7 protein-coding genes are annotated in these 15626 nt (G+C 60.1%); 5 read left to right on the top strand and 2 right to left on the bottom strand.

What is annotated here, in order from left to right; translation table 11 throughout:
* On the top strand, nt 1–904 hold a 904-nt coding region (locus ACEPP2_RS20800; RefSeq protein ID WP_395517847.1), incomplete at its 5' end, for a calcium-binding protein.
* Nucleotides 905–955: 51 nt separating this feature from the next.
* On the top strand, nt 956–2263 hold the full coding sequence (locus ACEPP2_RS20795) for an HlyD family type I secretion periplasmic adaptor subunit (protein WP_395517846.1): 1308 nt from the start codon (nt 956–958) through the stop codon (nt 2261–2263).
* Between the two features lie 392 nt (nt 2264–2655).
* Here ACEPP2_RS20795 and ACEPP2_RS20790 read toward each other — a convergent pair whose 3' ends face one another.
* Nucleotides 2656–3315: a response regulator gene (locus tag ACEPP2_RS20790; RefSeq protein ID WP_395517845.1), complete on the bottom strand. Its 660-nt coding sequence runs from the start codon at nt 3313–3315 to the stop codon at nt 2656–2658.
* Entirely contained in the window at nt 3302–4423 is a 1122-nt protein-coding gene (locus ACEPP2_RS20785; RefSeq protein ID WP_395517844.1) for a sensor histidine kinase, read from the bottom strand. The genes ACEPP2_RS20790 and ACEPP2_RS20785 overlap by 14 nt, the downstream gene beginning before the upstream one ends.
* Nucleotides 4424–5013: 590 nt before the next feature.
* On the opposite strand from ACEPP2_RS20785, the gene ACEPP2_RS20780 reads away from it, so the two are divergent.
* From ACEPP2_RS20780 to ACEPP2_RS20770, 3 genes are all read left to right on the top strand, one after another.
* Nucleotides 5014–12189 carry a peroxidase family protein gene (locus tag ACEPP2_RS20780; protein ID WP_395517843.1) on the top strand — a complete coding sequence of 2392 codons (7176 nt, stop codon included), beginning with the start codon at nt 5014–5016 and terminating at the stop codon, nt 12187–12189.
* 69 nt (nt 12190–12258) lie between these two features.
* On the top strand, nt 12259–13998 hold the full coding sequence (locus ACEPP2_RS20775; RefSeq protein ID WP_152340912.1) for a type I secretion system permease/ATPase: 1740 nt from the start codon (nt 12259–12261) through the stop codon (nt 13996–13998).
* Nucleotides 13999–14012: 14 nt separating this feature from the next.
* The coding region (locus ACEPP2_RS20770) for a cadherin-like domain-containing protein (RefSeq protein ID WP_395517715.1) at nt 14013–15626 on the top strand (1614 nt) is incomplete at its 3' end.

The following is a 15626-nucleotide window of genomic DNA, read 5'->3' as shown; positions in this document are numbered from 1 at the left end:
CGATGATGGGGATGATGGCGACGATGTCTATGACGGGGGAGACGGGATTGACACACTCGATCTCACCGCTCTCGTCGAAGCGGTCGTGGCCGATTTTGATGAACGATATGTCGAGGGTGACGAGATCGGCCGCGACACGATCAGCAACTTCGAGATCATTCGCGGCGGCCGGGGAAACGATCGGCTGAACGGCGACAGCGGCAGCGATATCCTGCATGGCGGTGACGGCCATGACAAGTTGAAGGGCCGCGAGGGCGATGACATTCTTGTCGGCGGCGACGGCAATGATGTGGTTGAAGGTAACAACGGCAACGACACCTTCCTGGTGTTTGCCCGCGGGGCGTGGAACGCCGCCTCGGATGGCAATGACAGCTTTGACGGTGGTCTTGGAACCGACACCTATGATGCCTCTGCAACAAGGTCCGGCATCACCATCGATCTTCATATAGGTCGTGCGACCGGGATCGAAACCGATATCGATACTCTGTCGAGCGTAGAGGCTGCGATCGGCGGCAGTGGCGATGACACCCTGGTCGATGGCGCCGGCGTCACGATCATGACCGGAGGTGCCGGTAACGACATCTTCGTGTTCGGCTTTGCGTCCCTGGACGGCGCTCATCGCGACGAGATCCGCGACTTTGCAGCCGGAGACCGGGTCGATCTGTCCGCCTTCGGCGGTCTCGTCTTTGACGGCCTTGGGGTGGAAGATGATGCCCAGGCTGGACGGATCACCTTCTATCACCAGCAGTTCGAGGATCAGGAAAGGACGGTTGTGAGGGCAATCGTCGACCTCGAGCATGACGATGACATCGAGATCCTGCTGCATGGCCGCTACCACCTGACGGAGCAGGACTTCATGCTGGCAGCAATGGAACTTGCCGCCCAGGAACAAGCACAGGCCTGAGCAGCGGAATGCTCCTCCAGGAGCAGGTCTTTAGAATTGGGGAGAACGTGCATGACCGGATCCACGCAGAATGGACACGACGACATCAAGGGCAGCCAGAACCAGTTCAGCATCGCGTCGCGGGTGATGACCTCCGCGCTTTTGGCAGGGGTCTTGATCATCGGTGTCGGGGGTTGGGCGGCTCAGGCAAAACTGGCTGGGGCCGTCATAGCCTCCGGCCATGTCGTGGTGCCTGAACAGGTCAAGACAATCCAGCACAGGGACGGCGGCATCGTCTCCGAGATCCGCGTTGCCAATGGCGATGCGGTGAAAGAGGGCGATGTCCTGCTTCGGCTCGACGATACCCAGACGCGGGTGGAGCTGACGATCATCGAGACGCAGCTGCAGCAGATGGTCGCGATGCAGGCGCGCCTGCGGGCCGAGCGTGATGACCGTTCCTCCATCGACTTTGGTGCTGAGGCCCTGCCGCCTTCAATCATCGCAGGCGAGACGAAGCTCTTTGAGGAGAACCGCCGCATGCTGGCCAGCCAGAAGGAGCAATTGCGGCTGCAGGTCGACCAGCTGGGTGAGCAGGTGCATGGCTTTGGCGCGCAAAGCCAGGCAAACGATCGTGAAGCTGCAATCATAGAGCAGGAGCTGGAGAAGCTCGATCGGCTGCTGGCCAAGGGCCTCGTCACGATCGCCCAGCATCGCGACCTCCTGCGGCAGAAGGCGCGGGTTGAAGGCACGCGCGGGGAGCTGGCCGCCAAGAGTGCTGAAGTCCTCGGCCGCATCAGCGAGCTGAACGTGAAGCTCCTGTCGATCGATCAGGAGGCTCGCAAGCAAGCGCAATCAGCCATCCTCGAACTGGATGCCAAGCTGGCCGAATTGCGCGAGCGCGCCGTCGCGGTAACCGACCGACTGTCCAGAATGGATGTGCGGGCCCCGGTCGATGGCCTGGTCTACGACCTGCAGATCCATACGCTGGGCGGGATCATGGCGCCTGGGGCAACCGTCATGTCGATCGTCCCAGACAGCGACGATCTCCAGGTGGAGGTTCGCATTCCACCTGTCGACATCGACAGGGTTGCAGTTGGTCAGCCAGCGCGCCTCAGGTTCACGGCATTCAACCAGAGAACCACGCCGGAAGTCGATGGCACTGTCGAAGTGGTTGCCGCGGCAACCACAACAGACCGCGCAACCGGTCAGCCCTACTACCTGGCATCCATCGAACTGCCACAGGATCACATCATCAACAACAACAAGCTCATGCCGGGAATGCCCGTCGAAGTCTTCATCCAGACAGACGAAAGAACCGCAATATCATTCCTCACAAAACCATTCACAGACCAGATGATGAAAGCATTCAGGGAAGATTGAGATCAGTGAAGGACGAAGACATCCGACGCAAATGGTGATGTACAAGCAGCTTTGGTCATCGGGACGGCGAATCCGGCTCTTGCGCAGCAGGAGCCATGGGGCGTCGGCCGGTCGAGGGATGTTCCGGCTGGCATCGCAAAGGAAGAATGGGCCGCGACCGTGACGTGCTTGGCTCGGTCTTGACGGCGATAAACATATGGAGCGCGTCCGATACTGGTCCCACAGAGGAGCGAACAGCATGGCCAGGTAGGGCACTGGTGCCAGCGCCGGTCGGAAGCGCCTGTCATGAAAGCTACAAAGCAATGATTGCAGCCTGCCAAAGTTGATATTCTCCGACAGCTGCAACCGCGCAGGTTGATTCATGCCTCAATCGGCTTGACGTCGTGAGCGTTTCAGAGCCCTTGGCCGCCGGGTTGTGCGTCGAGCAGGTCCCTTGCAAGCAGGGCCAGTTGCACCCGGTTCTTGGCGCCGGTCTTGGCAAGCGTGTTGGTCACATGGAACTTTACTGTCTTCAGCGAAATTCCCATGACCTCGGCAATTTCGGAATTTGTCATCCCTTTGGCAATGTGTTCCAACACATTCTTCTCTTGGCCAGAAAGATTTGCATCCGGAGGGCGAACTCGCAGCACATTCAATAGTCTGCTCGCAAGAGAAGGTGACAGGAACGTTTCCCCGGTTGCGACCGCTTCCACAGCCGCGATCAACTCACGAGCCGAAATTCCCTTCAATATATATCCGCTGGCCCCAAGCTTCAGTGCGCGGTAGACGTCTTCATCTTCCTCCGAGGCGGTCAGCATCACGGTGCGCGTAGCGGGCCATCTGGTGACGATTTCTCGGGCTGCCTCTAGCCCATCACCTGGCATGGAAATGTCGATCAATGCGACGTCCGGTGAGAATTTTCCCATTAGAGCTAAGGCATCATCGCGATCTGCGCCCTCACCGACAACCTCGATCTTGTCACTGAGTGACAGGCTCTGGATGACGCCCATCCGGAATATCGCATGATCATCAACCACGATGACATGTGATCGCTCTTTGTCAGCTCCCGACATTTGAAAGCTCCATTACGAGCCGCAGCTCGCCATCCGTGATCTGCACCGACATCGTCCCTCCCAAGCTCTCCACCCGTTCGCGCATGCCTGTCAAACCCAAGCCTTCCTCTATCCTACTAGGGTGAGTGGCCTTGGGAAGACGGTTGGAAATGGTTACTCGCAGCGTTTCACGATGAAAGACTGCAACCTCGATACTTGCTTCATCTTCGGAATGCTTGAATGTATTTATCAGACCTTCCTGTACGAAACGGAAGGCGCAAATCTTGATCGCTGCGCTCAATTCGGGTGTCTTGTTGGGAAGGGCCAGCCGGGAAGACCGTCCCGTTCGCGCCTCGTGAATATTCGCCACCCGTTCGATGAGGGAGCGGAGATCGAGGTCAAGAATGTCTGGAAGCAGCAGGCCCTTAGAAATCTGCCGTATCTCCGCTTGAGCTTGCTTGAGAACCTGTTCCTGATCCTCGAGAAGTTGCGCTGCCTCTCCGGTGCCTGATGCTCGACGCAGGCGCTCAATGTTCAAGGTCGCAAAGCCAAGTAGTTGGATGGGACCGTCGTGAAGTTCCGCGCCCAGATGACGCAGGAATCGCTCATTCACCTCTGAAACCTTCTCAGACGCCCGCCGCACGCGTTCGCGAAGCCTTTGGTTGGTCTCCAGCATTTGCTGTAGCTGCACCACCTTTTGCGAGAGCCGTTCCTGCTGGTTGTCGATCTGCCGGGCAGCCTTGGCAATGACGCCGAACAGTCCAGCCATGATAAGGACGCCGACCGCGGCAATAATCGACCATGTCTGATATTTTAGCCATACGAGCGTATCCTCAAACGGCCCCAGGACCTCGTGGATTTCGGCCACAGCGACGACGTCCCCGGAATGGGGTGCCCGAAGCGGCGTATAGATCTCCAGGTAGGGCTGTGTCATGTGGCGCGTCTGGTGTTCGGAAGCCATCAGGTCGCTGAGGGCTGAGACGACGCGTCCCTCGAATGCATTCTTTGCGGCACTTGGCAGATCGAATGACCTTCCCGTGAGCGTCGGGACATTGGAATAGGCGATCGTTCCCGACGGAAGCCATATTTCCAGGAATGGGAAGCGAGCGCTAAAATCCTGATCTTTCAAGAGAGCATCCAGCCGTGACCGAGATAGACTCGAGATGTGCAGGTCACGTGCCAGTTCCTCGGCAATGGAGCCTGCTATCCCGCTGACGAAGACTGCCGTATCGCTGGCCTTGGCGTCCAGTGCATTTCGCTTCGTAAGCTCTGACACGATGTAGCCGGAGACCGCAGCGGTGAAGGCCATAAGGAGCCCACCGACGAGTAGAAACTGGCTTGTGATCTTCAGGCGGTGGAACACAGGCAGAGCGGCACAACCCTCTCAGGGTGACAAATGTTGCTTGAGATAGTGGTCCTTCGCGAAGGCTGGCATGTCCCTGTCGTTTTCACAAGAACGGGTCAGTCGCCATCACCTTCCCTGGACCTAGGTCTAGGAAGATACTAGTCCCCAGCGCCCTTTTTCTCCTCGCCGCAAGTCTTGGTAACAACCTGCCCAACGTCTCAGTCTCGGCAATACTAAGGTCAATTGTATTAATAATTTCAAACCGTGAGGATCAGGGAAAGTTCGCGGGAGATGTCCTGCGGCCGATGCTTCAACATCACGAATGTTGCCAACACAGCGCGCTGGCCATGCGGTGGCGCCATCAGGAGGGGAAAATGGTAACGCTGATCAAACAAGACCTGGAGTTCATCCTCAAGCAGATCAAGATTGCAGAAGAGCACGCCTGGCTCATCAACCAGGGTATCGATCCAGGCGTTGCGCTGAACCAGTTGGTGTCCAGTCCGCTGCTTCCCTTTGGTCTGCGCACCGTCGATGGCAGCTACAACAATTTCCAGCCCGATCTTATTCATTCCGGTGCCTCTGATGTAGCGATGAAGCGTTTGTTGACGCCGAGCTATGAAGTCGCCGCGGAAGCCAATCCTCGTAGCGGTCAGCAGACCAGCTACGAGCAGCTCAGCGGTTCGGTCTATGACAGCCAACCGCGTGTCATTTCAAACCTGATCGCGGACCAGTCACTTGCAAACCCTGCAGCCATATCGGCAGCGCTCGCATCTGTCGGGATTACCGGTGCTCCGGCGCTTCAGATCACGCGCACCGTCATGGAACTCAGGGCTGAAGCCATCGCGGCGCGAAACGCGATTGACGGCGCTGCCGAGACCGCCCAGGCGGCCTATGATCAGGCCGTCTCGCTTGTCAGCAGCGCTGCGGAGGCTCAGGCGACCGCTTCGGCAACTTACGATCAGGCGGTTCTTGATCGCTCGGACGCGCAGGCCGCCCTCACTGCGGCCAACGCGGCGGAGGACGATGCGATCGCCGCACGCGATGCGCAGATTGCGGTGGTGTCCAACGCCCAATCAAACGTCGACACAAAGCTCGCCGTCGTGCAGGCTGCCGCAGCTACGGCGAGCGGAGCGCAGACGCAAATGATGAACACCCACGCCCTGCTTGGCGTGGCACAAGCGAACGAAACGGCCGCCCTTAATGCCTTCCAACTGGATCCTTCGTCCGAAAATGCGGCGGCGTATTCCGCAGCTTTTGACGCACGACAAGATGCCGAACTTGCTTATGGGATTGCAGTCGAAGCGGCAGAAGATGCGGCCGCTGCCCTCGTTGTGGCACAGGGGGAGCACTCCGCCGCTGTGACTGATCTGCAGGTGGCAGTTGCGACCCTGCAGCAGCTGGAAGCAGGCGTCGATGCGGCACAAGATGGCGTGGTCTCCGCCAGCTCTTCGCTCGACGCGGCTGATGCCGTCCTGCTGTCGGCCGGCAACGCTCTTGCTCAGGCGGATGCCGCCTTGGCCGATGCCATTGCGGCCCGCGATGCAATTGCAACGGGGGATGCAGCCACCGCTGCTGCCGAAGCTGCTGCTGATGCGGCAGACGAGGCTGTCATTGCCGAGCTGGTCAGCCACGGCGTCAGCATGGACCAGGCCAATGTCTTCATCAAGAACATCGCGGCAGATCTCGGGGACACCGCTTCTTTCAACGGGTTCATGACGATCTTCGGTCAGTTTTTCGATCACGGTCTTGATCTGACGGCAAAGGGCGGCTCGGGCACCATTTATATCCCGCTTCATCCTGATGACCCACTTTATGTTGAAGGATCTCACACGAACTTCATGGTGCTGACCCGGGCCACGAACGAACCCGGACCGGACGGGGCCCTGGGGACGCCCGACGACATTCGCGAGCACCGCAACGAAACAACGCCCTGGACGGACCTCAACCAGGTCTACACGTCGAACCCGTCCCATCAGGTATTCCTGCGCGAATACGTGATGGTGGGCGGCCGTCCTGTCGCCACAGGACACATGCTGGAAGGTGCCGCCGGCGGTCCCCCTACCTGGGCTGACATCAAGCATCAGGCGCGCGAGATGCTCGGCATTGAGTTGAGCGACCTCAACGTCCACAGCGTGCCTCTGCTGGTGACGGACCTCTATGGCGAGTTCGTGCGTGGCGACAATGGCCTGCCCATGCTGGTCACCGGTCCCGGCGCGACGGTCGAAGGTGATCTCGATCAGCCGATCGACGGCATGAGCGGAGTTTCCGCCGGTCGCGCCTTCCTCAACGACATTGCGCACAACGCCGTTCCCGGAACCTATACGGCTGGTTACGACGCTCAGATGCGCCCGATTATAGCCGACAAGACACCCGACGAAGATCTGGACGTCGGCAACGAGATCATTCCCAACATGTTTGGTGGGAATGCAACTTACGACAACGAGTTGCTCGACAAGCACTTCATTGTCGGAGATGGTCGCGGCAACGAGAATATTGCGCTCACCTCCGTCCACACCATTTTCCACGGGGAGCACAATCGGCAGGTCGATGCCATCAAGGCAACGATCCTCGCTGAGAATGACCTGGTCTTTCTCAACGAATGGCTGCTGGTTCCGGTTGACGAAATGCCGGCGGATCCCTCAAGCCTGGTATGGGATGGGGAACGGCTCTTTCAGGCATCCCGCTTCTCGACCGAAATGGTGTATCAGCACCTGATCTTCGAGGAATTCGTCCGCGCGATTGCGCCGCAGATCGATCCATTCGTGTTTTCCAACACAGTGGAGCTTGACGGCGCAATCTTCGAGGAGTTCGCGCAGGTCGTCTACCGCTTCGGTCATTCCATGCTGAACGAAACGGTCGAGATGCTCCAGTTTGCAGGCGGCGGTGCGTCCGCCAGCGAGATGGGACTTATCAAGGCATTCCTGAACCCGGTCGCCTTCGAAGCGGCGGGCGTCAACGCAGAGGCGTCTGCCGGTGCGATCCTGCGCGGCATGACGCGTCAGGCGGGCAATGAAATCGATGAGTTCATGACCGGCGCCTTGCGAAACAACCTGGTCGGCTTGCCGCTCGACCTTGCTGCATTGAACATCGCGCGAGCCCGCGAAACCGGAATTCCCTCGCTCAACGACGCGCGGCGGCAGATCTATTCCCAGACCGGCGACACCTACTTGAAGCCGTATGAAAGCTGGAGCGACTACGCCCAGAACATCAAGAATCCGCTGTCCATCGTCAACTTCATCGCAGCCTACGGCACCCACGAAACAATCGTGGGAGCAGCGACGGCAGAGGCTAAGCGCGATGCCGCTTGGGCCTTGGTCTTCGGTGGAGACGGCGCCCCCGCCGATCGCCTGGACTACCTGAATTCCACAGGCGATTGGGCAAACCAGGAGAGCGGCCTCAACAAGGTCGATTTCTGGATCGGGGGCCTCGCGGAAGCATTGATGCCCTTCGGCGGCATGCTCGGCTCTACCTTTACCTTCGTCTTCGAGCTCCAGATTCAGAACCTGCAGAACGGCGACCGGTTCTATTACCTCAGCCGCACCCAAGGCATGAACCTGCTGACCGAGCTCGAGAGCGACAGCTTTGCAGATCTCATTCGCCGCAACACCGACACGGAAGAAAGCGGCCTTCACATCAATGGCGCGGCGTTCCAGACCGCCGACTACATCATCGAGATGGAGCAGTCCAAGCAATATAACGAGGGGCTGGGCTCGGCCGATCCCACACGGGAGGCTGATGTGATCTCGGCCATCACCGGCACCAATTCCCTCGTTGTCCGCCGAGATCTCGATAGCGATGGTGATACTGATCTCCTGCAATATACCGGCGGCGAGCATGTGGTACTCGGCGGCACCGAGGAGGACGACATCATCATCGGCGGCGCCGGTGACGACACGCTCTGGGGCGATGGCGGCGACGACCGCCTGGAGGGTGGCTTTGGCGTCGACCACATTCATGGCGGTGCAGGCGATGACATCATCACCGACAGCGGCACCGACATTGGCGCGGCCGACGTGATCAAGGGCGAAGAGGGTGACGACGTCATCAACGGCGGCATGGGCCTCGACCTCATCTTCGGCGGCAGCGGTAAGGACGTGCTGTCAGGTGGCTCGGAGGACAAGGCCATCTTCGGCGGCCAGGGCGACGACTTCATCCGTGCAGCCTCCGGCGGCGGCGGCGTCATCTTCGGCAATGAGGGCAGCGACTGGATGGAAGGCCAGGGGAATATGAACACCCTGACCGGCGACAATTCGCAGCTGTTCTTCAACTCGCGCATCATCGGCCATGATGTGATGCTTTCAGGCGAGAATGACACCGATTTCGATGCGGAATCCGGCGACGACATCATGGTGCAGGGTATCGGCATCAACCGCAACAACGGCATGGCCGGCTTTGACTGGACCACCTACCAGGACAACCGCTACGCGGCCGACGCCGACATGAATGTCTCGATCTTCGTCAATCAGCAGAACAACATCCTGCGCGATCGCTACGATCTGGTGGAAGGACTGTCAGGGTGGGATCATGACGACAAGCTCACCGGTCGTGAGGTCGTTGTCGGCGCTTACGATGTCAACGGCAATGCCACGCAGATCGACGCTGACGCTCCGGTGGAGAGCTTTTCCAACGCACTGCTGGAAAAAAACCTGCAACTGATCGACGGGCTGGCGGAGCTTGTGGCACACCTCGAGCGCTTCGAGATTTACAACCCCCACAACCTGGATGCCGAAGGCAATCCGATCAACCCGGCCGGCGAGCATGTGACGGCCGTTATGGACACGTCCGATGGATCCGACATTCTGCTGGGCGGCGGTGGTTCGGACGAAATCCGCGGCATGGCCGGCAATGACATCATCGATGGTGACAAGTGGCTCAGCGTCCGAATTGGCATCAATGACGCGAGTGGCAACGAGTTTGCCACCGCATCCCGGCTCACGGGGCAGGTCTTCGACCTTGGCGGCAATCTCCTCTTTGGTGGCCGTACGCTGGAATCCCTGCTGTTCTCCCGCGACATCCGCCCCGGTCAACTTGAAGCCCGGCGTGAAATCCTTGATGGCGGCCGGGACGGTGACGTCGACACGGCCGTCTACTGGGATCTGCGGGAAAACTACGAGCTTGCCCGTAATGCCGATGGCAGCATCACCATCAGCCACGTAGATCCGACGGTGGGCGTCGTGGACCCCGTGACCGGTCGCAATCTGGAGGCAGAGGGAACAGACCGGCTGACCAACATCGAGCAGATCCGCTTCGCTAACGGCACCTTCACGATCGACCAGCTCCTGCCCCCTCCCAACAGACCGGCAACCGGGCTACCGATCATCAGCGACGTCACCCCGACAGAGGGCCAGACGCTGACGGTCGACACTTCCAGCATCGCCGACGTAGACGGCTTGGGGACCTTCAGCTTTCAGTGGCAGTCCTCCGCGGATAACGGAGCTACGTGGTCGGACATCGGTGATGCGACAGGCGCAAGCTTCACGCCGAGCGACGGTGTTTTCGGCTTCGGAGGTCAGGTTGGCGACATCCTGCGCGTTCAGGTGAGCTTCAGCGATGCCCGCGGCAATCCCGAAGTCCTGATCTCCCATTCAACATCGGTTGTGGGGGACGTATGGAACGCGATCCCGCTCTTTGGGGCCGACACAACCTTCAACGGGACGGAAGGGGACGACATCGCCAATGGCGGATCTGGAAACTCTACCTTCTTCAACAATCCGAACGACACCATTAACGGCAACGGCGGCAACGACATCCTGAACGGCAATGGTGGCAACGACACCATCAATGGCGGCTCCGGAGACGACGTCATCAATGGAGGCAGCGGCAACGACACGATCAACGGCGGTGCCGGAGACGACATCATCGATGCTGGGGCGGGGAATGACACGATCACACAGACCAGCACCCATGGGCGCGACCGCGTCGATGGCGGAGCGAACACCGATACTTATGTCCTGAACGGCAGCGCCGGTGCAGAGACCTTCCGCATCTATGCGGTGGCTGGAGCTCAAAACGGCGCTATCGCCGCGGCCCTCTCCACAGCGCTCGGGGTCTCATTTGCTGCCGCTACAGAAATCGCGATCACCCGTACTGTGAATGGCGTTGAAACTCTGGTTGTCGAGCTCGACAACATCGAGGAAATTCGGATCAACACCCTCAACGTTACAGCCAACAATGGCGGTGGACTGGATACCGGCGTCAATGGTGGTGACACCATTCAGGTGGTTGGCAATTTCAATCCCACCAGTCTGAACTTCAGCACGATCACGATTGACGGCAATTCTGGTGACGACACGGTTGACATATCGGCTTTGACGTCGGCGCACCGGATTGTTTTCCGGTCGAATGGTGGCAATGACACGATTGTGGGGACGCTACGGCCCCAGGATGTGGTTGAGCTTCCTGAAGGCATGACGCTTGCGGATTATGAGGTGACCATTGACGAGGAGACCGGCCAGGTCGAGCTTGTCGGTGACGATCATAAGATCAGCTTCGTGGCCACAAATGGTATGCCGCAGTTCAGCTCCGGCCATGACTGGGAGCCGGACGACGAGGACGAAGATGAGGACGACACGCCGCCGCTTGGCAATGATGATGATGACGACTGCGATGATGATGACGACACGCCTTCGGTAGACACTGGCGATGGGTCGGCGACAGCAGCGCGGATGCTCATGGGAACGTCTGCGGCAGATGTGCTGCTCGGCGCTGTGGCCAACGATACGCTGATGGGAGGAGGAGCCGGAGATATCCTGGTGGGCGAGGGTGGCAGTGACATCCTGCGCGGCGAGGATGGTGATGACGTCCTGAGCGGCGGGGATGGTGCCGACACGATGAGTGGCGGCGCCGGGAGTGATGAACTGCATGGCGGCTCTGGGGCGGACATGCTGTTTGGCAATGACGGTGCCGACATGGTCTATGGCGACGGGGGCGATGACATTATCGAGACCGGTGCCGGCGACGACAAGGCCTGGGGTGGTGCGGGCAACGACACCATCCTGGCGACGGCAAACGACGGCAGCGACCAGTACTGGGGCGATGAGGGTAATGACACGCTCGACTACGCGGTGGCGACCGGCAATCTGGTTGTCGATCTCGGCAATGGCTTCATGGGTCGTGGCCAGGTGACCGGCAATGGCGGCACCGACATGTTCTACGGCTTTGAGAACTTCATCGGCGGTTCTGGCCATGACGTGATCACAGCAACGAGCGCCGTCAACATCATGGACGGAGGGCTCGGCAATGACACCTTCCGCTTCCAGTCGGCCTCGGCGACCCATGGCGACACGATCTATGGCTTTGCCCCGGGAGACAAGATCGACTTCTCTGCGATGGATGCCAATACGACGACGGGCGGCCACCAGGGCTTCACCTTGAACGCGGGTTCAACGCTCACGGCTGCCGGCCAGGTCGCAGTCAGCTATGACGTCCGCGATGGCGCGGAAGTCACTCTGGTGCGTGGCAATGTCGATGGTGATCCAGGTGCCGACTTCGAGCTGACGCTCATGGGTCGCCACACTCTCACAGCCAACGACTTCAACGGGGTCTCCTGATCCTGAAGGGGTTGTACTCCGGCCGCATGAGGCGGCCGGAGGGCCAGCATATGATGTGAGGGGAACGTCATGACCAATAGCAAGCAGGCGAGCAATTACGGGCTGGAGAAGATCCGCGGGATCTTTGCCTATCTGTTTGGCCTTTCCGGCATCATCAATATCCTGGCGCTCACAGGCGCCTTCTACATGCTGCAGATCTATGACAGGGCACTGACCAGCGGGAGCGTCTCGACGCTGGTTGCGCTATCGGTTCTGGCCCTGGGTCTTTACCTCTTCCAGGGGGTCTTCGACATCTTGCGGTCGCAGATCCTCATCCGTCTTGGTGCCCGCCTCGATCATCAGTTGGCGCCACTTGCGCATACTGTGGCCATCGAGATGCCGCGCTATGGCTATTCCACTTCGGAGGCGATGGAGCGGGGCCGCGACGTCGATACCTTGCGCGGCTTTCTGTCCAGCCCGGGTCCGATCGCCTTGTTCGACCTGCCGTGGATGCCTGTCTATCTGGCCTTCGTCTGGCTGCTTCACCCCATGCTAGGGCTTTTGACGATCGCCGGTGCGATCGTGCTGGCCTTCATTACGCTTGCGGCGGAGCTGATGACGCGGCGCAGCGCCCAGTCGATGATCAAGGCCTCCGTGACCCGCAACTCGGTCGCCGATTCCAATGCTCGCAATGCCGATATCCTGCATGCCATGGGTATTACGGGCCGCGCGGTGGAACGGTTCCACATTGCCAATCAGCAGCATCTGGACAGTCAGACCCGGACATCGGACATCAGCGCAACCCTTTCGGGGCTGTCGAAGGTGCTGCGGATGATGCTGCAGTCGGCCATTTTGGGTCTTGGCGCCTACCTTGCCATCAAGGGTGATCTGTCACCTGGAGCGATCATCGCCTCATCGATCGTCACGGCGCGCGCGCTAGCCCCGGTCGACCAGGTGATCGGCAACTGGAAGGGCGTTGTCAGTGCGCGCCGCAGCCACCGCCGGCTTGCCGAGACGCTTGCCGTCATCAAGGACAAGTCCGGTCTGGTGGAGCTGCCGGCTCCGAGCCAGAGCCTTGTTGTCGACAACATCACAACGGTTGCACCCGCCACGGGGGCTGTCCTTTTGAGCGAGGCCAGCTTTGAGCTGAAGGCCGGCCAGGCGCTTGGCCTTATCGGTCCGTCGGGGGGTGGGAAGACGACGCTTGCCCGCTCCATCCTCGGCATCTGGCCGCTTTTGCGAGGATCGATCCGGATCGACGGTGCCGACCTCAGCCAATGGAACGAGAACTTCTTTGCCAGTCATGTCGGCTATCTTCCGCAGGATGTCGCGCTGATGGAAGGCACGATTGCCGACAACATATCGCGCTTCTCAAAGGTGCCGGATGCACGGCTGATCATCAATGCGGCGAAGGCTGCCGGCATTCACGAGATGGTCGTCCATCTGCGCGACGGATACCAGACGGAGCTTGGGCCCCATGGGACGGCGCTTTCGGCAGGTCAGCGTCAGCGCATCGGGCTTGCGCGGGCGCTTTATGGGGATCCCTTCCTCGTGGTCCTCGACGAGCCGAACTCCAACCTGGATGCTGAGGGCGAGGAAGCACTGACCCGGGCGATTACGGCGGTCCGGCAGCGTGGCGGGATCGTGGTCATCGTCGCCCACCGTCCGAGCGCCCTGCAGGCGGTTGACATGGTCGGGGTCGTGCAAGCGGGACGGCTGGTTGCCTTCGGCCCCAAGGACGAGATCCTTCAACCGAACAAGGCTCGCCCGGTGGTCGTCGAGCGGAGCCTGCCCGGCGATCGTCCGGCTCGATCAGCCGTCAGCGAATAGGGAGGTGGGCTGCCATGGAAGAGAAGCTTGTCCTCGGCCTGCCCAATGACGGCAAGGCCTCCATTGCGCCAGCCAACGCCTTCCGCCTCAGCGACAAGGAGCAGGGCGGCAGGGTCAAGTATGGCTTGATACCGGCACTGATGATCGGGGCCGTTGGAGCAGAGCTTGCCGACTCCGGCAACGCTCTGGAGGAGGGGATGCAGCGGGCTCCCAGGCCTTATGACGACGAGACTGTCGGCGCCAATCCGGATCCGGCCCAGCACCTGAAGCGGATCGAGGATGTCGCGAACTTCCTGCGCCAGCTATTGCAGGAGACGTCGCAGGAAGTCGCACCCGCTCCTGCTGGCGTCGCATCGGTAAGACTGCGCTATGCGGCAAGTGAGACCTATTCCCCTTCCAACCACATGGAACGGCTCTTCCGCGCCTTCAACGACAATGATCGCCGCATCTTCAGTGGAGAGGACAGCTTCCGCTTTCCCGCCAGTCGCCCATACTCCTTCAGGAGCGACGAGTTCAACAACTCCTGGGACGGGCCAGCTGCTCCGTCCTGGCCGGACAGGAGCGAGGGCGACAACCCCGATCCGCTGCCCGACGAGGATAATGGGCAGGCCGAAGAAGACGAGGACGAACGGTCGAACCGCCTTCCGACCGCTTCCGGCCGCTCCATACTGCCGAACACGATGATGAACATGTCGGCCCTGATCTTCCTGGGGGATCTTCTCCGGTTGGTTCATGATGCCGACGGCGACCCCTTATCCATTCGCAATCTGAGGGCGTCGGATGGTGATCTCGAGTCCTATGGTCCAGGCCGGTGGCTCTATACGCCCGAGCGCGGTGCAGTTGGCGACATTACCTTCACCTATCAGGTCAGCGACGGCTACGGCACCATTACGGTCCAGGCAAAGATGTCGATCGTCAGGCCACCCCCGCAGGAGATTGCCGGGACCGATGGCGATGATCGCCTGATCGGGACGCCCCATGAGGACATTATCGACGGGCGGGACGGCGATGATCTCATCTACGGACGAGAAGGCGACGACATGATCGTCGGCGGCAAGGGCGATGATACGCTTCTTGGCGGTGATGGGGACGACGTCCTCCATGGCGGTGCAGGTCGCGACATCATCTTCGGCGGCGCTGGCAATGACATTGTCTTTGGCGGGGACGGCGATGACGATCTTTATGGCGAGGCTGGCAATGACAGCCTGATGGGCGGCCAGGGCAATGACCGGCTGATGGGCGGTGAGGGCCATGATCGGCTGTTCGGTGAGGATGGTGATGATGTGCTTCTTGGCGAAGCCGGCAATGACCTTCTGGAGGGCGGCGCTGGCGGCGACGATCTTTCCGGCGGCGGCGGCAATGATATGGTTCTCGGGGACGCGGGCGACGACGTCTTGCGGATGGGGCTTGCGGGCGAGGAGATGCGCCAGGGCAGCATCGCAGTCACTGACGGTGACGATGTCTATTCCGGCGGCGACGGCATGGACACGCTCGATGCGAGCAATGTTGATGCCGGCGTCGATATAGACCTCGATGCCGGCACCGCGACCGGCGAGACGATTGGTACCGATAAGGTGGAGGGGGTGGAGAATGTCGTGGGCAGCGCCCATGACGACACCATCACCGGT

Source organism: Pseudorhizobium flavum, assembly GCF_044142885.1.
Taxonomy (GTDB): domain Bacteria; phylum Pseudomonadota; class Alphaproteobacteria; order Rhizobiales; family Rhizobiaceae; genus Neorhizobium; species Neorhizobium flavum.
Note: the sequence above shows the minus strand (reverse complement) of the source record. Positions and strands in the feature narration are given on the sequence as shown.

What these genes read in the sequence shown, in the direction of transcription:
- ACEPP2_RS20795 (WP_395517846.1), top strand. Translation starts at nt 956, where the DNA reads ATGACCGGATCCACGCAGAATGGACACGACGACATCAAGGGCAGCCAG.
- ACEPP2_RS20790 (WP_395517845.1), bottom strand. Translation starts at nt 3,315, where the DNA reads ATGTCGGGAGCTGACAAAGAGCGATCACATGTCATCGTGGTTGATGAT.
- ACEPP2_RS20780 (WP_395517843.1), top strand. Translation starts at nt 5,014, where the DNA reads ATGGTAACGCTGATCAAACAAGACCTGGAGTTCATCCTCAAGCAGATC.
- ACEPP2_RS20775 (WP_152340912.1), top strand. Translation starts at nt 12,259, where the DNA reads ATGACCAATAGCAAGCAGGCGAGCAATTACGGGCTGGAGAAGATCCGC.